The organism is uncultured Tateyamaria sp. (genome assembly GCF_947494755.1).
Classification (GTDB): Bacteria; Pseudomonadota; Alphaproteobacteria; order Rhodobacterales; family Rhodobacteraceae; genus Tateyamaria.
The window spans coordinates 384,309-403,015 of the sequence record NZ_CANLVZ010000001.1 but is presented as its reverse complement, the minus strand read 5'-3'; the positions used below and the strand labels follow the sequence as shown (position 1 = coordinate 403,015).

Sequence of the window (18,707 nt, the reverse complement as noted above, 5' to 3'; positions counted from 1 at the left end):
CTTCACCCCGGCGCGTCCAGAGGTTTGGCCGATCAAGGGCTGAACACGAGGGCGCGCCATGCCGCTTCACTACATCTACCTGGTTTTGGCGGTGACGGCTGAAACCATCGGGACCACCGCGTTGCAGGCGAGCAATCAGTTCACCCGGTTCGGGCCAACCGTGGTTGTTGTCCTCGCCTACGGGGTGGCGTTCTACTTCCTCGGTATTGCGCTGAAATACATCCCCGTCGGGATCGCCTATGCGCTCTGGTCCGGCCTTGGGATCGTGTTGATTGCGCTGATCGGCTTTGCAGTGTTCGGGCAACGTCTGGACGGCGCCGCGCTCTTGGGGCTGGGGCTCATCATCGCGGGCATTGTGGTCATTCAGCTGTTCTCGAACACCGCGACACACTAGACCTTTCTTTCTGCGGCGCGGCGCGATATGGGCCGCACAACCGCCCGCATCCACGGGTTTTGTACGCATCAAAGAGGCCCGACATGGATCTGCGCAATATCGCCATCATCGCACACGTTGACCACGGCAAGACGACGCTTGTGGACGAGTTGCTGAAACAGTCCGGCACCTACCGCGAAAATCAGGCCACGACCGAGCGGGCCATGGACAGCAACGATCTGGAGCGCGAGCGCGGGATCACCATCTTTGCCAAGCCCACATCGGTCGAGTGGAAGGGCACGCGCATCAATATTGTCGACACCCCCGGCCACGCCGATTTCGGGGGCGAGGTCGAGCGGATCCTGTCGATGGTCGATGGCGTCGTGCTGCTGGTCGATGCCGCCGAAGGGCCGATGCCGCAGACAAAATTCGTGACCTCCAAGGCGCTGAAATTGGGCCTGCGCCCTATCGTCGTCGTCAACAAGGTCGACAAACCCGATGGTGAGCCTGACCGCGCGCTGGACGAATGTTTCGATCTCTTTGCCAATCTGGACGCGACCGACGAGCAGTTGGATTTCCCCTCCATGTACGCCTCGGGACGTGCCGGTTGGGCCGATCACGAGCTGGACGGACCGCGCAAGGGCCTTGATGCGCTGTTCGACCTGATCCTTGATCACGTCCCTGCCCCCGCTCAGTTGGCGGATGCGGACAAGCCGTTTACCATGCTTGCCACAACCCTTGGCGGTGATCCGTTTCTGGGTCGGCTGCTGACGGGCCGTGTCGAGTCCGGCACATTGAAAGCGGGCCAGACGATCAAGGCGATGTCGCGCGACGGCACGTTGATCGAAAACTTCCGCTGCACCAAGATCCTCGCCTTCCGTGGTCTGGATCAAACGGCGATTGATGTGGCCGAAGCGGGCGACATCGTGTCCATCGCGGGCATGACCAAGGCGACCGTGGCCGACACGCTGGCCGAACAATCCGTGGCCGACGCGATCCCGGCCCAACCGATTGACCCGCCCACCATCACCGTCACCTTCGGCATCAACGACTCCCCCCTTGCCGGACGGGACGGCAAAAAGGTGCAGTCGCGCGTCATACGGGACCGGCTGATGAAAGAGGCAGAATCCAACGTCGCCATCAAGATCAGCGACACGCCCGGTGGTGACGCGTTCGAAGTGGCAGGACGCGGCGAATTGCAGATGGGCGTGCTGATCGAAAACATGCGTCGCGAGGGGTTCGAGCTGTCGATTTCCCGCCCGCAGGTTCTGTTTCAGGAGATCGACGGGGTGCGCCACGAACCCATCGAAGAGGCGACCATCGACGTCGATGACGAATATTCCGGCGCCGTGATCGAGAAACTGACTGGCACCCGCAAAGGCGAGCTGGTCGAAATGAAGCCTGCCGGCGCGGGCAAGACCCGCATCGTCGCCCACGTGCCCTCGCGCGGGCTGATCGGCTATCACGGTGAATTTCTGACCGACACGCGCGGCACGGGCGTGCTGAACCGCGTCTTTCATGAATGGGCACCGCACAAAGGTGCCATCCCGGGCCGTCGCGCAGGTGTGCTGATCTCAATGGAAAATGGGCAGTCCGTCGCCTTTGCGCTCTGGAACCTCGAAGAGCGGGGCCGGATGTTCATCGGGGCGCAGGCAGACGTCTATACCGGCATGATCATTGGCGAGCACAGCCGGAACAACGATCTGGAAGTGAACCCATTGAAGGGTAAGAAGCTGACGAACGTGCGTGCCTCAGGTACAGACGAAGCGGTGCGTCTGACGACCCCTATCACCATGTCGCTGGAAGAGGCGATTGCCTATATCGACGACGACGAACTGGTCGAAGTGACGCCGAACGCGATCCGGCTGCGCAAGCGGTTTCTGGATCCGCATGAGCGCAAACGCATGGCGCGCGCGGGCTAACCGCCGGACTGGGGCTTTGCCCCAGACCCCACGGTATTTTCAGTCAAAAGAAGGTTATTCGGTCGTTTCCAGGATCATGAGTTCGCGCTCGGATGCGCCGCGGGCATGGGCCAGCGCGGCCTGATACGTCTCCGAATGATAGCAGCGCTCGGCGGTTTCGACATCTGGGAACCTCGCGACCACATTGCGGGGCCGGTCCGTGCCTTCAAGCTGCACATACCGCCCGCCGCGCGCGATGAAGGTGCCTCCGTGTTCAGCGATGGCCGCAGTGGCTCCTGCGGCGTATTTCTTATACGCCTCTTCGTCGGTGACGGTGACATGAGCGATCCAAAGTGCTGGCATCCTATCCTCCTATGATGGCTTGAGCGGCTGCAATGGCAGCATCGGCATTGCTGGCATCCTTGGCACCTCCTTGGGCAAGGTCGGCGCGTCCGCCGCCGCCTTTGCCGCCCAGTTCGGCGACAGCGGCCTTGACCAAATCGACCGCGCTGAGGCTGTCAGCCTTGTCCTGTGTGACCCCCGCGGCGACCGCAACCTTGCCGTCTGCATCCGCGATCAACAACACAGCACCACTGCCAAGGCGCTGCTTATGCTCGTCAATCAGTGCAGGCAGGTCCTTGCCCATGACACCGCTGACCACTTGCGCGATGAACGCTGTCCCGTTGATATCCTGCACGTCCGGCGCGGATTGACCGCCGCCAGACATCGCCAGATCACGGCGCAATTGAGCGACCTCGCTGGTGAGCGCCTTGCGTTCTTCGAGCAGCAGTTTGAGACGCGCAGGCACGTCCTGCGTCGGGGCTTTCAACTCTGCGGCAGCCTCGGCAAGCAGCTGGTCCTGCGCACGCAAATGGTCCATGGCGGCCTGCCCTGTCAGCGCCTCGATCCGGCGAACGCCCGCGCTTGATGCGCTGTCGCCAAGCGTCACAAAAGCTCCAATATCGCCGGTCTGTCGCACATGGGTGCCGCCGCACAATTCCAGCGAATATGTGTCGCCACCTACGCCCTTGCCGGAACCGGCGTGTTTGCCCATCGACACAACCCGCACCTCATCGCCGTACTTCTCCCCAAACAGCGCCTGAGCGCCCAAGGCGCGCGCATCGTCGGGCGTCATGATCCGGGTTTCGACGGTGCTGTTCTGGCGGATATAGGCGTTCACGTCCGCCTCGACCTGCCGCAACTCATCCGACGACAAGGCTTTGGTGTGGCTGAAATCGAAACGGAGCCGGTCCGGTGCGTTCAACGAACCGCGCTGTGCCACATGCTCGCCCAATGTCTCGCGCAGCGCCTCGTGCAGGAGGTGGGTCGCGGAGTGATTGGCCCGAATGGTCTGCCGACGCGTGTGATCTACTTCAAGGACAGCCGCTTCACCCTTGGAAAGGCTTCCTTTTGTGACTTCGGCAATATGAACGAAGACGCCAGCCGTCTTACGCGTATCAACGACGCGCGCCTCCCCATTTTCGGTGCGGATCAGGCCCGTGTCCCCGACCTGGCCGCCGCTTTCGGCATAAAACGGGGTTTGGTTCAACGCAATATGGACCGTCGTGCCTGCCTCGGCCGCTGTCGTCTCCGCGCCTTCTACCACCAGCGCGGTGATCTGCGCCTCAGCCGTTTCGGTGTCGTAGCCGAGGAAATCCGTGGCCCCATTGGCGTCCGCAACATCAAACCAGACCGTCGCATCCGCCGCCTCGCCGGACCCGGACCAGGCCGCGCGGGCCTTGGCCTTTTGCTCAGCCATGGCCGCGTCAAAGCCGTCGGTGTCGACCCCAAAACCCTTTTCGCGCAAGGCGTCCTGGGTCAAGTCCAGCGGAAAACCGTAGGTGTCATAGAGCTTGAATGCCGCCGCACCGGAGAGATCCGCACCGTCACGCAGGCCACCCACCTCTTCGTCGAGCAACTTCAGGCCACGCTCAAGGGTCTGTTTGAACCGTTTCTCTTCGGCTTCCAGCGTCTCTGTAATCATAGCCTGCGCCTGCCCAAGTTCAGGGTAAGCGGCCCCCATTTGACGGACAAGTGCGGGCACAAGCTGGTGCATGACCGGGTCTTTGGCACCCAACAAATGCGCGTGTCGCATCGCACGGCGCATGATCCGGCGCAGCACATAACCCCGCCCGTCGTTCGAAGGCATCACCCCGTCCGCGATCAAAAACGAGGTCGAACGCAAATGGTCCGCGATAACGCGGTGATGCACGTTTTCATCACCATAGGGATCGACGCCCGTGGCCTGCGCAGATGCCTCGATCAGCGACTTGAAAAGGTCGGTATCGTAGTTGTCATGGCTGCCCTGCAAAAGCGCGCCGATGCGTTCGAGGCCCATGCCCGTATCGATCGACTGCATATCGAGATCGACCATCGAGCCGTCTTCAAACTGCTCGTTTTGCATGAAGACGATGTTCCAAATCTCGATAAACCGGTCACCATCCTCTTCGGGGCTGCCCGGAGGACCGCCCCAGATGTGATCCCCATGGTCATAAAATATCTCGGTACAGGGACCGCACGGACCGGTCGGACCCATTTGCCAAAAATTGTCCGAGGTCGCGATCCGAATGATCCGCTCTTCGGGGACGCCAATTTTCTTCCAGATATCAAAAGCTTGGTCATCTGTATGATAGACCGTGACGTAAAGGCGATCTTTCGGAATGCCAAACTCGCCAGTGATCAGGTTCCACGCAAACGGGATCGCCTCTTCTTTGAAATAGTCCCCAAAGCTGAAGTTGCCGAGCATCTCGAAAAACGTGTGATGGCGCGCCGTATAGCCAACATTATCGAGATCGTTGTGTTTGCCCCCGGCCCGCACGCATTTTTGCGCACTCGTCGCGCGCGCATAGTCCCGCTTTTCCAAACCGGTGAACAGGTTCTTGAACTGCACCATGCCCGAGTTGACGAACATCAATGTTGGGTCATTGCGCGGCACAAGCGGACTGGATGGAACGGCCGCATGCCCTTGTTTTTCAAAGTAATTCAGAAAGGTCGAGCGGATATCGTTGAGCGATTGCATGTCGTCTGCTCCGAAACGTCTTGGGGTTGCACTGACATACCGCCGCCGCTACCGACTGTCCACAAACGAAACAGGCTGCCACCGTCGTGACAGCCTGTTCCGGATATTGTCCGTGTCCCGTCGAACACGTCAGGGATTTCTGGGCATCCCCTGACCCGACTGTTTATGCTTCCAGAATGTCGTCGTCTTCGGTTTTCTCTCCGGGCGACATGTCGAAATCGAGACCGTGCGCTGCGCGAATTTTGTCTTCGATTTCAACGGCCATATGCGCATTCTCTTTCAGGAAGGACTTTGCATTTTCACGGCCTTGGCCGATACGCTCATCCCCGTAGCTGAACCACGACCCCGACTTTTCGACGACACCGGCTTTGACACCAAGATCCAGCAACTCGCCCATTTTCGAGATGCCTTCGCCGTACATGATGTCGAATTCGACCTGCTTGAACGGGGGTGCCACCTTGTTTTTGACGACTTTCACGCGGGTTGCGTTGCCAACGACTTCGTCGCGGTCTTTCAATGCGCCGATGCGGCGGATATCCAGCCGAACAGACGAATAAAACTTCAGCGCGTTGCCCCCGGTCGTGGTTTCCGGCGAGCCAAACATGACGCCGATTTTCATCCGGATTTGGTTGATGAAAATAACCATACAATTCGAACGGCTGATCGATCCGGTCAGTTTCCGCATGGCCTGACTCATCAGACGTGCCTGCACGCCAACGCTGCTGTCGCCCATATCGCCTTCAAGTTCCGACTTGGGCGTGAGCGCGGCCACCGAATCGACCACAACCATATTGACCGCTCCAGAGCGCACCAGCGTGTCCGTGATCTCCAACGCCTGCTCGCCAGTATCGGGTTGCGAAATCAGCAGCTCATCAATGTCGACGCCCAGCTTTTTGGCGTATTGCGGATCAAGCGCATGTTCGGCATCCACAAAGGCGCAGACACCACCGGATTTCTGCTGTTCTGCCACACAGTGCAGCGTCAATGTCGTCTTACCCGATGATTCCGGGCCATAAATCTCGATAATGCGCCCCATCGGCAATCCACCGATGCCAAGCGCGATATCCAACCCAAGGCTGCCTGTCGAGCTGGCCTTGATGTCCTGCACCGCGCCTTCGGCCCCAAGCTTCATGATCGACCCTTTACCAAACTGGCGTTCGATCTGGGCCAAAGCGCTGTCCAGCGCCTTTTGTTTGTCTGCTGATTTCTTGTCTGTCATTGTCAAAAGGTCTGCCGTTGCCATGGTTTTTTCCTTTGTGTCATACCCGCTTCAAACCGGCAATCGCTACCGTGCCCTTGGCGATGTTCTCATTGTGTTCCTTATGAGATCAAAAGAAGAACATTTCAATTAAAATCTCTGCATCCATCTTTTGCCTGAAGATATTAAGGAGTAGTTTACAGACCAAAGAGACATGAAAAATGATGATCGGACAGGCACATGTTGGTATTTTACAAGGCAAAGCTGGCGTTCTTGTCCGTGCCCAAAACCGGCACCACCGCTTACGAAACCGCGCTGCGCCCGCATGCAGATCTGATCATTTCCGAACCCGCCATGCTGAAACACGCGCCGGTCTATCGGTATAACCGATTTGTGCGGCCAATGTTTTTGAGGGTGTGCGACGTCGAGCTTGAGGTAATGGCCGTGATGCGCGAGCCGATCAGTTGGCTGGGCAGTTGGTGGCGCTATCGCCAACGCCCTTTCATGGAAGGCAAGCCGAACGCGACCCATGGGATCAGCTTTGATGATTTCGTGCTGGCCTACATGAAAGGGCAAAAGCCCCCCTTTGCCGACGTTGGCAGCCAATTCAAATTTCTTGAAACGCAACCCAATGGGACAGGTGTGACGCATTTGTTTCGGTACGAAAATCCCGACCGCCTCACATCATTTCTGACCGATCGACTCGGTGTCACGTTCGAGCTGGCACGCGAGAATGTGTCGCCATCGATTCCACAAAAGCTGTCTAAAGATGTCGAACAACGCTTTCGACGCAAATGTGCAGAAGAGTTTGAGTTATATGACAGTATCCCAATCACCTGATGGCTGTCAGTGAAGTTGTTTATGCACCGTCTCGGCCAGATCATTTAACGAAAACGGTTTGGGCAGAAACACCGAATTTGGAATGCTGTCTTGCTGATCGCTCAGCCTGTCTTCGGCATATCCCGAAACGAACACGACGCGCACTTCGGGGCGCTCCACCAGCGCCTCTTTCACCCAACTGGGCCCATCCTTGCCCGGCATAACCACGTCCGTCACGAACAGATCCACATTCAAACTCGCGTCTTCCAAGGTCTTGAGGGCCGCTTCGGCCGAGTCCGCCTCGAGCACTGTATAGCCGCGCAACCGCAGCGCGCGACTGGCAAAGGCGCGCACCGGCGCTTCATCCTCGACCAGCAGGATAACACCGTCCCCATGTTTCGGTTCAGACGCGACAAGGGGCTTGGCGACCTTCTTCGGCTTCTCTGCCGTCTGCTCGAGAACCGGGAACATAATTGAAAAGCAGGTGCCTTCATCCAGCTTGCTGTCGACAAAGATGAACCCGCCGGTTTGCTTTACGATGCCATAGGCTGTGGACAGTCCCAGACCCGTCCCCTCACCTGTGCGCTTCGTTGTATAAAACGGTTCAAACACTTTTTGCAATTTGTCCGCCGGGATACCGACTCCCGCATCTTTCACGCGCAGACAGACATAATCACCAACGGGCACACTCACACGGTCACGTTCCAACGGTTCGGTAAGGGTGATGCACTCGGTTTCGATCTCAATAACCCCGCCCTCGCGCATCGCGTCACGCGCATTGACAACAAGGTTCATCAACACCTGTTCCAACTGGCGTTTGTCCGCGCGGATCGGTTTGAGGACCGGGTCATGTGTCAGGCTGAGGCTCACCTTTTCACCCACCAAGCGGTTCAGCAAATGGGTCAGGTCAGACATCGTGTCGCGCAGATCAAGCTCTTCTGGACGCAACGTTTGCTTACGTGAAAACGCGAGAAGCTGGCCAACCAAGGCGGCGGCACGATTGGCGTTCTGATTGATCTGCACGAGGTCGCTATAATCAGAGTCGCCCTGGTCATGACGCAGCAAGAGCAAGTCGCAATGGCCCGAGATCGCCGTGAGCAAATTGTTGAAGTCGTGCGCCACGCCGCCAGCCAACTGGCCAATGGCCTGCATTTTCTGGCTTTGCACGAATTGCGCCTCAAGCGTTTTCAATTCGGTTGCGTCCGCGAGCACGCCGACAATGGACACCTCATCAAGGTCATTCATGCGGTTCAGGGCAACCTGAACAAACATCTCCTTGTCGGTCCGTTTCAATCGCAAGAATTCGGATTGCTGAACGGCACGGCCTGACACGGTTTCGCCAAGCCAGTCGGAAATCGGGCGCCCTAGCCCTTCCATGATGGCCGAGATGTGCACCCCTTCGACAAGGTCGGGCCCGATAAGGTCTGCCCCTTTGCGGTTGAAACTGCGCACCGTTCCGTCCGGCGAAAAACGGACCAGCGGAACAGGCAAATCCTCGAAAGAAGACCATGCGCCGGTGTCTGCCTTGCCCTCAGGCGGTGGCAGCAAATAGACCGCTGTGCGCCCGGCACCTGCATCAACACGGGTCGCCAAAACGTCGACCGGTCCCTCGGCTGTTGCGATGCCATTGGTTTGTCCATAGGCAACCGGCAGCTTTTCAAATACCGCATCCAGCGATTTGACGCGCCCCCCGATCAAGGTGCGCGCAGGCTCGTTCATGTATAAAATCGCGCCGGTGCGCCCGATCATGATCATGGGCAAGCCCGGGCCGTCCGCCCCGCGCCCCTGACCGATGTCGGGCACCGCCTCAAGCCGCCATAACAGCCTGGAATCGCCCATGTCATGCACGGCCAACCGCATGTGGCCTTTGCGCGTCACAATATCTTCGCGCGCGGAGCCTGCATCCTTGGCCACGCCCTGCAGGCGGAACAAAATACCGCCCGGATTGGCAAATGTGTTGCGCAAGGTGCCTGCAAGCGTTTCACCGCCGCGCGTGCCATAGGCCTTGCGCGCGGCAGCATTGGCGCGGACTACTTCCCCGTCTTGGTCACAGACGAAGCTGGGCGACGCGTCTTTCTCGATAAAGCCCGACACCGCCTCAATGGTCATATTGCGCCGCGCGTTTGCTTGGCGCGTTGCAAACATGACGGCAAGGCCCAGGCCAAGTAGGCCCAAAGATGCCGCCGTCAGGCCCATCTGGATCACCCGTTCGGGCACCAACGCGGCCATCACCCCAAGCAGTACCGCAGCCCCCAACACACTGTAGGCATGGGTACTGCGCATCTGCGAAAACCGAGAGTTCGTGGCCGGGGAGAGCGCGCTATCGGTCACCAAAAACCTCATCCTTGTCGATTCGTTGCACGTGTTGTGCCTGCAAACCCGTTAATTGCGACTTAATCGACATATAGAAACAGGCGCTCGGAGCACCTTAGCACAACCATACCGATTGTCTCTATGCTTAAGGTTGTGTCGCCGTCAGCGCCGCGCAAGCCGTGCCAGAAAGAAGCCATCCCCCTGATCATCCACTGGCCAATGCGTCATGCTCAAGGCGTCCCAGTCCGGGTTTGCATCCAGAAACCAAGCGATCTGAGCGTCGTTCTCGGCCTGCAAAACCGAGCAGGTCGCATAGGCCAAGACGCCCTTTTCCGAGACCAGAGGCACCGCCGATTGCAAAACGGAACGTTGCAACGCCACAAGCTCCTCCAGACGCGCAGGTGTCAGCGCCCATTTCGCCTCGGGCGCGCGGCGCCATGTGCCAGCGCCCGAACAGGGAGCATCGCACAGAACAAGGTCAAAGTGCGCGCTTTGGTCCACCGCGTCGGGGGCCAAAACCTCGATCGTGTGCCCGCCTCGGTCCGCACGCGCGGGCAGATCCCGCATCCTTGACGGGTTGATATCATGGGCGCTCACGGTCCAGCCCTGCGCGGCCAAGGCCAACGCCTTGCCCCCGCCGCCTGCACAATAATCAAGGGCACGGCCTTGCCCGATCAACTGTGCGATGGCGGCCTGCCCGGAGGCATCCTGCATCTCGACCAGACCCTCATTGAACGCGCGCGCGCCACGGACGCGGCGCGGCCCCTCAATCACGGTTAACGCCGTCGCAGCGCGGGCATTGGGCGCGGTCTCGACCCCGTCAGAGGCGAGCATCTCTCGCGCGGCAGCCACATCCGTCTTGGCGGTGTTGACCCGCAAGGATATTGGGGCCCGTTCGGTCAGTGCCATTGCAGTGGCCTCTGCGCTGTCGCCAAGGCTGTCTTTGAAGATGTGGACAAGCCAATCCGGCATATCCCATCGATCACCCTGCATTTCTGGCGCTTGCCCCGCGGCGCGCTCCTCAACGCTGAGCGGTGCGGGGGCGTGCCCGACGCCGTCAAAGACCGCATCCACATCCAGACCTGCCCCGCGCATACGGCCGATCATCCGCGCACGGCCCGTGACGCCGCCACCGCGCAGCGCATCACTGCGCCAGTGGCGCAACGCATCAAAAACGTGATCACGGATCGCGGCACGGTCTTTGGAGCCTGCAAAGCGGTTGCCCCGCGCCCACCGGGTCAGTGTCTGCTCCGCCGGTTGACCCGCGACAATGGCGTCCAGAATTTCGATGGCCGCAGCCACGCGTGCGCCGGGTGTCATGGCTCCGTCCTTACTTTAATGTAACGCTATAAGCGCCTGTTATATCACATAACCCGATAGTTCGGCGACTCGCGCGTGATCTGCACATCATGCACGTGGCTTTCTTTGAGGCCCGCGCCCGTGATCTTCACGAAGGCGCAATTCTTGCGCATCTCTTCGACGGTAGCGCAGCCAGTATATCCCATCGCAGCGCGCAATCCGCCGACAAGCTGGTGAATGACTGCCCCGGCCGAGCCCTTGTAGGGCACCTGCCCTTCGATCCCCTCGGGCACCAGTTTGTCGCTGGCCGCATCCTTCTGGAAATAGCGATCCGCCGAGCCGCGTGCCATGGCCCCAAGCGAGCCCATGCCGCGATATGATTTGAAGCTGCGGCCCTGATACAAGATCACCTCGCCGGGCGACTCGTCCGTTCCTGCGATCATGGAGCCGACCATGGCGCAGGACGCGCCCGCCGCGATGGCCTTGGCAAAATCGCCCGAGAACTTGATGCCGCCGTCCGCGATCACGGGCACATCACCCGCCGCCGCCGCGCAGTCCATGATGGCCGTCAATTGGGGCACGCCAACCCCGGCCACCATGCGCGTGGTGCAGATCGAGCCGGGGCCGATACCGACCTTGATCGCATCCGCACCCGCATCGATCAGCGCGCGGGTGGCGGCACCTGTGGCCACATTGCCCGCAACGATCTGCACTTCATTGGAGAGGTTCTTGGCCCGGCGCACCGCCTCGGCCACCCCTTCGGAATGTCCATGGGCAGTGTCGATCACAATCATATCGACCCCAGCATCCACCAGCGCCTCGGCGCGCTCAAACCCCGCATCGCCAACGGTCGACGCGGCAGCAACACGCAAACGGCCCAGACCGTCCTTGCAAGCCGTTGGATTCAAAACCGCCTGTTCAGTGTCCTTGAGGGTCAGCAGCCCCGTCAGCTTGCCTCCCTTGTCGGTGACCAGCAACTTCTCGATCCGGCGCGATTTCATCAGGCTGATGGCCTCGTCCCGGTCCGCAGGTTCGACGAGGATGGCGAGCTTATCAGAGGTCATCATGACGGACACGGGGGTCGCGTCGTCACTGGCAAAGCGCATGTCGCGGTTGGTCACAATGCCCACCACACGGCCCTGATCGTCCACGACCGGAAAACCCGTGACCCGGTAGCGATCTTGCAGCGCCTTGGCATCGGCCAGGGTCTGATCCGCACGCAAAGTGATGGGGTTATAGACGATCCCGCTTTCGAACCGTTTGACGCGGCGGATCTCGCGGGCCTGCGCCTCGATGTCCAGATTGCGATGGACAACGCCCATGCCGCCGGCCTGCGCCATCGCGATGGCCATGCGCCCTTCGGTCACGGTATCCATGGCCGAACTGAGCAGCGGGATGTTGAGATCAATGCTGCGTGTGACGCGGGTGCGGGTGTCGGCCGTGCTTGGCAGCACGTTCGACGCGGCCGGAACCAGCAGAACATCATCAAAGGTAAGGGCCTCACGAATCTCCATCACACACCTCGCAACAGGGAGTTTCAGTTGGCACGTCCCTATTTCACGGGCCGGGTTGAATGGAAAGGGGCAATCGCGCGTCTTGCACGTTCCGGCCCGCGCGATCAGAGTGCGCGCCATGACACATGGATATGATGCTGGGCGGTTGAACCTGCCCTTTGTGGGGATCGCGACCTTTGGCAAACGGCCATATGTCGAGGATTGGAGCGCTTTGGACGCCGATGTGGCCATCCTTGGCGCGCCCTTTGATGCGGGAACCCAGTGGCGGTCAGGCGCTCGTTTTGGTCCGCGGGCAGTGCGCGAGGCGTCCACGTTGTTCAGCTTCGGGCATGCCGGCGCTTATGATCATGAGGATGACGCGACCTACCTGCCCGAAAGCGTGCGGATCGTGGACATGGGCGATGCGGACATCATCCACACCGACACCGAAGGATCGCACCGCAACATCGAAACCGGCGTGCGGGCGGCACTCGCCGCAAAGGCGCTGCCCGTCACCATCGGTGGGGATCATTCGATCAACATCCCCTGCATCAGGGCCTTTGATGATCAGGGGCCGATCCACATTCTACAGATCGACGCGCATCTCGACTTCGTGGATGAGCGGCACGGTGTGCGGCACGGTCACGGAAATCCCATGCGCCGCGCCGCCGAGCAGCCTTACGTGACGGGCCTGACGCAAGTGGGCATCCGCAATGTCAGCTCGACCGCGAAAGAAGGATATGCCGATGCGCGCGCCATGGGTGCCGACATCCTGTCGGTGCGCCAGGCCCGCGCCCTGGGCCCCGACGGGGTCGTTGCGCGACTTCCCAAGGACGTGCGGGTCTACATCACCATCGACATCGACGCCTTTTGCCCATCCATTGCACCCGGTACCGGCACCCCGAGCCATGGTGGGTTTCTCTATTACGATGTGCTCGAGATGTTGCAGCGGGTCAGCCGCTCCCATGACGTGGTCGGGATCGATCTGGTCGAGGTAGCACCGGACTATGACCCGACAGGCAGCACGGCTGTTCTGGCGGCCCAGGTGCTGATGAACCTGCTTGGGTTTGTCTTTCATGCACGCGGTCATCACTAGGGTCAGCAGCGATCAGGGGCCAGACCCCCGGCCTGCGGCCTCCCGCCGGAGGGTCGGTTTCCATCCAAATACGACGCTGCATTCGGCGAGGATGTCGTTTGTCCCCTTTCGCACAGCGTGCGCCCCGGTATTGTGACCGAAATTCCAAGACCCGAGGCCCCGCATGAGCACCGATCCACTTGTCGTTTTCACACCGTCCGGCAAACGCGGACACTTTCCCGCCGGCACGCCGATCCTGACGGCGGCCCGGCAATTGGGGGTGGACCTTGATTCCGTCTGCGGCGGGCGCGGGATCTGTTCGAAATGCCAGATCACCCCAAGCTACGGCGAGTTCTCCAAGCACGGCGTAACGGTCGAGGAGGACGCCCTGTCGGAGTGGAACACCGTGGAAGAGCGCTACAAATCCAAGCGTGGCCTGATCGACGGGCGTCGCCTTGGGTGTCAGGCCACCGTGCAGGGCGATGTGGTGATCGACGTCCCCCCCGAAAGCCAGGTGCACAAGCAGGTGGTGCGCAAGCGGGCGGAAGCGCGCGACATCATCATGAACCCCTCAACCAAGCTCTATTATGTTGAGGTCGAAGAGCCGGACATGCACGAGCCTTCGGGGGACCTCGAGCGTCTGGTGCGCGCCATTGAAGCCGATTGGGGCATCACGAACATTCATGCCGATCTGCATATCCTGCAGACCTTGCAGCCTGTGCTGCGCAAAGGCGCGTGGAAGGTCACCGCCGCAATCCACCTGGGCGACGAGGAAAACGCACCTCGCATCATGCATGTCTGGCCGGGCTATTACGACGGGACGGTCTATGGCCTTGCGGTCGATCTCGGCTCGACCACTATCGCCGCCCATCTGTGTGATCTTATTTCGGGCGAGGTTGTCGCCTCTTCCGGCATCATGAACCCGCAAATCCGCTTTGGCGAAGACCTGATGAGCCGGGTCAGTTACGGTATGATGAACGCAGGCGGTGCCGGTGAGATGACGCGCGCGGTGCGCGAGGGCATGAATGCACTGTTCACCCAGATCGCAACCGAGGCCCATATCGACAAGGGACTGATCGTGGATGCGGTGTTTGTCTGCAATCCGGTCATGCACCACCTCTTTCTGGGCATCGATCCTTTCGAATTGGGACAAGCCCCGTTCGCGCTGGCGACATCCGACAGCATGCGCCTGCGCGCCGATGATCTCGACCTCAACATCCACCCCTCTGCCCGCATCTATCTGCTGCCCTGCATCGCGGGCCATGTGGGCGCGGACGCCGCCGCCGTTGCCCTCAGCGAAGCGCCCGACAAATCCGAAGACCTCGTGTTGGTCGTCGATGTCGGCACCAACGCCGAAATCCTGCTTGGCAACAAAGACAAAGTGCTGGCCTGTTCGTCCCCCACCGGCCCTGCCTTTGAAGGGGCACAGATCACCTCCGGTCAGCGCGCCGCCCCCGGTGCCATCGAACGGGTGGAGATTGACCCCACCACCAAAGAGCCCCGGTTTCGCATCATCGGTGTCGATCTGTGGTCGGACGAGGACGGCTTTGATCATGCCGCGGCCGCCAGCGGGATCACCGGCATTTGCGGCTCGGGCATCATCGAGGCGATTGCCGAGATGCGGCTTGCGGGCCTGCTCGATCCGTCGGGCCTGATCGGCAGTGCGGCCCAGACCGGCACCGACCGCTGCATCGAGGACGGACGCACCCATTCCTATCTGCTGCATGACGGGACGGCCACGGGCGGGCCGCGCATTACCGTCACCAACCCCGACATCCGCGCCATCCAGATGGCCAAGGCCGCGCTTTATTCCGGGGCGCGCCTGTTGATGGACAAGTTCGAGGTTGATCGCGTTGATCGCGTGGTGCTGGCCGGGGCATTCGGTGCGCATATCTCACCCAAACACGCGATGGTGCTGGGGATGATCCCCGACGCGCCGCTCGACAAGGTGACCTCGGCGGGCAACGCCGCAGGCACAGGCGCACGTATCGCTCTGCTGAACCGGGACGCACGGCGCGAGATCGAAGAGACGGTGCGCCGCATCCACAAGGTCGAGACGGCCATCGAGCCGCGCTTTCAGGAGCATTTCGTCAACGCCTCGGCCATTCCCAACTCGGCCGATCCCTTTCCCATCCTGAACAGCGTGGTCTCCCTGCCCGATGTCAGCTTTAACACAGGCGGCGACAGCGAAGGGGGCGGCCGCCGCCGCAGGAGGCGCACAGCATGAACACGGATCAGGAAGAATTCTGGGACGTCAGCGCAGGCCCCGCTTGGGTCGCCTTGCAGGAACAGATGGATGCCCTGATGCAGCCAGTGCTGGATCTGGTGTTGACCCATGCGTCGTTGACGCCGGGGATGCGCGTCCTCGACATCGGATGCGGCACGGGGGCCAGCGTTCTGGATGCGCTCGAGCAGGTCGGAGAAGACGGCCACGTGACCGGTGTCGATATCGCAACCTCCATGCTGGCGCTGGCACAATCCCGGTTGGACGGACGCACGAATACTGATCTGATCAAGGCAGACGCCCAAGGTCACAGCTTTGAAGGCCCGCTCTATGATGCGTTGATCTCGCGCTTTGGGGTCATGTTCTTTGACGACAGTGCGGCGGCGTTCGCAAACATGGGCCGCGCGCTGGAACCGGGCGGCGTGATGACCTTTGCCGCGTGGGGGCCTGCCCCGCAAAACCCGTTTTTCATGGACCCCGCCGCAGCGGCTGCCGAGGTGCTGGGCCGCATGCCCAAAGTGGATCGCTCCCTGCCCGGCCCGTTCGCCTTTGAGGACGCGGAGCGGACCTGTGCGATGCTGGAGACCGCCGGATTGGTCGAGATCGAGGCGGACGAAATCGACCTGCATCTCACCCCGCAAGGCAGCCTCACGGACGTCGCCAACCTGTGCTGCGATATTGGCCCCGCTGATCGCGCCTTGCGCCATTTTGAGGCGGATGAGGCACAACGGGCAGCCCTCGGTACTGCGATTGCGGCTCGTTTTGCGGCATATGTGCAGGGCGACAGAGTGCGCATCCCGGCCTGTATCAATCTGTTCACCGCCCGCAAATCGGCTTGACGGCAACCGCCGCCTTGCCTATCCCACGATCAGCGCGCGGGTATGGTGAAAAGGTATCACGGCAGCTTCCCAAGCTTTAGTTACGAGTTCGATTCTCGTTACCCGCTCCAACCACCCATCACAGATCAGACACGAGCTCTCACCGATCCGTGAGGCCGCTGACGCATGGCTTGTGACACGGGGCCACCTGCGCCATGTCGATCCCATGGCTGAGGTAATCCCTTCCTTCTGGTCCATCGCGACCGACCCGACCGTGATGCGGCGCGCGTCCAAGATTGCGCTGATCGTGGGCATCGTCATTGCGTTGATCAACCACGGGGACAAAATGGCGAGCGGTGCGATGACCCCCATCGCCTGGGCCAAATGCATGCTGACCTTCCTTGTGCCCTACTCCGTCTCCACCTACTCTTCGGTCATGGCCGTACGGGATCGGCTGCAAACCCTCGGAGAGTAGCCCGATTTGAACATTCTGTTCGTGATGTATGACCAGTTGCGGTTCGACTACCTCAGCTGCGCAGGCCATCCCACCCTGCACACCCCCAATTTCGACCGGGTCGCGGCCAAAGGCATGCGGTTCACCAATGCGTACGTGCAATCCCCGATCTGTGGCGGGTCGCGCATGTGCTATTATACCGGGCGCTATGCGGCGAGCCATGGGGCGCATTGGAACGGCTTTCCGCTGCGGGTGGGTGAGCAGACGATGGGCGATCATCTGCGCCGCCTCGGCATGTCCTGCCACCTGATCGGCAAGACCCATATGAGGGCAGACGCCGCAGGTATGGAACGCCTTGGCCTTGATCCGGGCAGCGTGATCGGGGTGCGCCAGTCCGAGTGCGGCTTTGACCCCTGGGTGCGTGACGATGGGCTCTGGGCCGAAGGGCCTGACGGATTTTATGATGAAAAACGAAGCCCTTACAACGAATATCTCAAGTCGCAAGGCTATGACGGCACGAACCCTTGGGCGGATTACGCCAATGCGGGCATCAAGGACGGCCAGATCGCATCCGGCTGGATGTTCGACAACACCGACCTGCCCGCCAATATCCGCGAGGAACACAGCGAGACACCCTGGCTGACATCTGAGGCGATCAAATTCATCGACGCAATCGAAGGGCCGTGGTGCGCGCATCTGAGCTATATCAAGCCGCACTGGCCCTATATCGTGCCCGAACCCTATGCGTCGATGTACGGGCCCGACCACGTGCCCGCTCCGGTGCGCAGTGACGCCGAGCGCGTCGATGCACATCCGATCTTTGATGCCTTCATGAACGGCCCCGTAGGCCGTGCCTTTCAGGATGAAGAGGTCCGCGCCAAGGTGATCCCCGCCTATATGGGTCTGATCAAACAGTGCGACGACCAGTTGGGCCGCCTGCTCGACCATCTGGAGGCGACAGGGCAAGACAAAAACACCATGATCGTGCTCACCTCGGATCATGGCGACTATCTGGGCGATCACTGGCTTGGGGAAAAGAACCTGTTTCACGACCCTTCAGTCAAGGTGCCGATGATCCTCTACGATCCGCGCGGCGCGGCAGACAGCACCCGCGGCAAGGTCTCGGACGTGCTGGTCGAATCCATTGATCTGGCCGCCACCTTTGTCGAGGCCGCAGGTGGCACCGTGCCCGACCACATCATCGAAGGGCGCAGCCTGTTGCCCTGGCTGCGTGGCGAGGCTCCGGACTGGCGGCACTACGTGATCTCGGAATACGATTTCTCCGCCCAACCGCCCGCCGCAAAACTCGGCCTCGCCCCGCGCGACTGCCGCCTCTTCATGGTGTTCGATGGGCGCTACAAACTTATGCACTGCGCTGCGGACAGCCTGCGCGAGATGCTGTTTGACCTGCACGAGGACCCGCAGGAATTCAATGACCTCGCCAAAAGCGACACGCATCAAGACGTCATCGCACGGCTGACCGGATATCTGCACGAGTGGGGCCTGCGCATGTCGCAACGGGTCACCAAATCCGAAGCAGATATCGTCACCTCGCGCGGCGCATCAGCCACCAAAGGCGTGCTGCCCTTCCTCAAGGACGGCAGCGAGGTCGAGGCGCGACTGACCGAGAAATATCGCGGCCCCGCCCGGCAGAACCACCTGCCGAAAGACTGAGGCGTATCGGCAAAGACCCGCCAGTATTTCGCGCCCTGCGAGAATAA

At 60.7% G+C, this 18,707-nt stretch carries 14 protein-coding genes and 1 tRNA gene; 9 read left to right on the top strand and 6 right to left on the bottom strand.

The features are described 5' to 3' along the window. Positions 1 to 58 precede the first annotated feature (58 nt). Positions 59 to 394, top strand: coding sequence for an SMR family transporter (locus Q0908_RS01975; protein WP_299280752.1), 336 nt, complete (start codon positions 59 to 61; stop codon positions 392 to 394). Positions 395 to 477: 83 nt separating this feature from the next. Beyond that, entirely contained in the window at positions 478 to 2,295 is a 1,818-nt protein-coding gene (gene typA / locus Q0908_RS01970; RefSeq protein WP_299280751.1) for a translational GTPase TypA, read from the top strand. Between the two features lie 54 nt (positions 2,296 to 2,349). On the opposite strand, the gene Q0908_RS01965 is transcribed toward typA, so the two are convergent. The 3 genes from Q0908_RS01965 to recA all read right to left on the bottom strand — a co-directional run bounded on the left by Q0908_RS01965 (position 2,350) and on the right by recA (position 6,536). Then, entirely contained in the window at positions 2,350 to 2,637 is a 288-nt protein-coding gene (locus Q0908_RS01965) for a DUF1330 domain-containing protein (protein ID WP_299280750.1), read from the bottom strand. Position 2,638: 1 nt separating this feature from the next. Then, complete coding sequence (gene alaS, locus Q0908_RS01960) at positions 2,639 to 5,293, bottom strand: alanine--tRNA ligase (protein ID WP_299280749.1); 2,655 nt, start codon at positions 5,291 to 5,293, stop codon at positions 2,639 to 2,641. Between the two features lie 163 nt (positions 5,294 to 5,456). Beyond that, complete coding sequence (gene recA, locus Q0908_RS01955; RefSeq protein WP_299280748.1) at positions 5,457 to 6,536, bottom strand: recombinase RecA; 1,080 nt, start codon at positions 6,534 to 6,536, stop codon at positions 5,457 to 5,459. A 195-nt stretch (positions 6,537 to 6,731) separates the two neighbouring features. On the opposite strand from recA, the gene Q0908_RS01950 reads away from it, so the two are divergent. Beyond that, positions 6,732 to 7,331 (top strand): gamma-glutamyl kinase, encoded by a 600-nt coding sequence (locus Q0908_RS01950; protein WP_299280747.1) that lies wholly within the window; start codon positions 6,732 to 6,734, stop codon positions 7,329 to 7,331. Between the two features lie 6 nt (positions 7,332 to 7,337). Here the strand turns inward: Q0908_RS01950 and Q0908_RS01945 are convergent, their stop codons facing one another. From Q0908_RS01945 to guaB, 3 genes are all read right to left on the bottom strand, one after another. After that, entirely contained in the window at positions 7,338 to 9,539 is a 2,202-nt protein-coding gene (locus Q0908_RS01945) for an ATP-binding protein (RefSeq protein WP_299280883.1), read from the bottom strand. Positions 9,540 to 9,785: 246 nt separating this feature from the next. Next, positions 9,786 to 10,943, bottom strand: coding sequence for an RsmB/NOP family class I SAM-dependent RNA methyltransferase (locus tag Q0908_RS01940; protein WP_299280746.1), 1,158 nt, complete (start codon positions 10,941 to 10,943; stop codon positions 9,786 to 9,788). Positions 10,944 to 10,987: 44 nt separating this feature from the next. Then, positions 10,988 to 12,436, bottom strand: a complete 1,449-nt coding sequence (guaB, locus tag Q0908_RS01935; protein ID WP_299280745.1) for an IMP dehydrogenase — start codon at positions 12,434 to 12,436, stop codon at positions 10,988 to 10,990. A gap of 118 nt (positions 12,437 to 12,554) precedes the next feature. On the opposite strand from guaB, the gene speB reads away from it, so the two are divergent. From speB to Q0908_RS01905, 6 genes are all read left to right on the top strand, one after another. Next, a complete protein-coding gene (speB, locus tag Q0908_RS01930; RefSeq protein WP_299280744.1) occupies positions 12,555 to 13,511 on the top strand; it encodes an agmatinase in 957 nt (318 codons plus the stop codon). A 163-nt stretch (positions 13,512 to 13,674) separates the two neighbouring features. Continuing rightward, positions 13,675 to 15,717 carry an ASKHA domain-containing protein gene (locus Q0908_RS01925; protein WP_299280743.1) on the top strand — a complete coding sequence of 681 codons (2,043 nt, stop codon included), beginning with the start codon at positions 13,675 to 13,677 and terminating at the stop codon, positions 15,715 to 15,717. Beyond that, positions 15,714 to 16,553, top strand: coding sequence for a class I SAM-dependent methyltransferase (locus Q0908_RS01920; protein WP_299280742.1), 840 nt, complete (start codon positions 15,714 to 15,716; stop codon positions 16,551 to 16,553). Before Q0908_RS01925 ends, Q0908_RS01920 begins: the two co-directional genes overlap by 4 nt. A gap of 36 nt (positions 16,554 to 16,589) precedes the next feature. Next, a tRNA-Gly gene (locus Q0908_RS01915) sits at positions 16,590 to 16,663 on the top strand. A 95-nt stretch (positions 16,664 to 16,758) separates the two neighbouring features. Further along, positions 16,759 to 17,007, top strand: coding sequence for a nitrate/nitrite transporter NrtS (nrtS, locus tag Q0908_RS01910; RefSeq protein ID WP_299280741.1), 249 nt, complete (start codon positions 16,759 to 16,761; stop codon positions 17,005 to 17,007). A gap of 6 nt (positions 17,008 to 17,013) precedes the next feature. Continuing rightward, positions 17,014 to 18,660, top strand: a complete 1,647-nt coding sequence (locus Q0908_RS01905; protein WP_299280740.1) for a sulfatase-like hydrolase/transferase — start codon at positions 17,014 to 17,016, stop codon at positions 18,658 to 18,660. Positions 18,661 to 18,707: the final 47 nt, after the last annotated feature.

Bases quoted from the DNA above. Each gene is read 5' to 3' on its own strand.
- Q0908_RS01925 (WP_299280743.1), top strand. From the start codon at position 13,675: ATGAGCACCGATCCACTTGTCGTTTTCACACCGTCCGGCAAACGCGGA.
- Q0908_RS01950 (WP_299280747.1), top strand. From the start codon at position 6,732: ATGTTGGTATTTTACAAGGCAAAGCTGGCGTTCTTGTCCGTGCCCAAA.
- typA (WP_299280751.1), top strand. From the start codon at position 478: ATGGATCTGCGCAATATCGCCATCATCGCACACGTTGACCACGGCAAG.
- Q0908_RS01920 (WP_299280742.1), top strand. From the start codon at position 15,714: ATGAACACGGATCAGGAAGAATTCTGGGACGTCAGCGCAGGCCCCGCT.
- Q0908_RS01975 (WP_299280752.1), top strand. From the start codon at position 59: ATGCCGCTTCACTACATCTACCTGGTTTTGGCGGTGACGGCTGAAACC.
- guaB (WP_299280745.1), bottom strand. From the start codon at position 12,436: ATGGAGATTCGTGAGGCCCTTACCTTTGATGATGTTCTGCTGGTTCCG.
- nrtS (WP_299280741.1), top strand. From the start codon at position 16,759: ATGGCTGAGGTAATCCCTTCCTTCTGGTCCATCGCGACCGACCCGACC.
- Q0908_RS01940 (WP_299280746.1), bottom strand. From the start codon at position 10,943: ATGACACCCGGCGCACGCGTGGCTGCGGCCATCGAAATTCTGGACGCC.
- recA (WP_299280748.1), bottom strand. From the start codon at position 6,536: ATGGCAACGGCAGACCTTTTGACAATGACAGACAAGAAATCAGCAGAC.
- speB (WP_299280744.1), top strand. From the start codon at position 12,555: ATGACACATGGATATGATGCTGGGCGGTTGAACCTGCCCTTTGTGGGG.
- alaS (WP_299280749.1), bottom strand. From the start codon at position 5,293: ATGCAATCGCTCAACGATATCCGCTCGACCTTTCTGAATTACTTTGAA.
- Q0908_RS01945 (WP_299280883.1), bottom strand. From the start codon at position 9,539: ATGGCCGCGTTGGTGCCCGAACGGGTGATCCAGATGGGCCTGACGGCG.
- Q0908_RS01965 (WP_299280750.1), bottom strand. From the start codon at position 2,637: ATGCCAGCACTTTGGATCGCTCATGTCACCGTCACCGACGAAGAGGCG.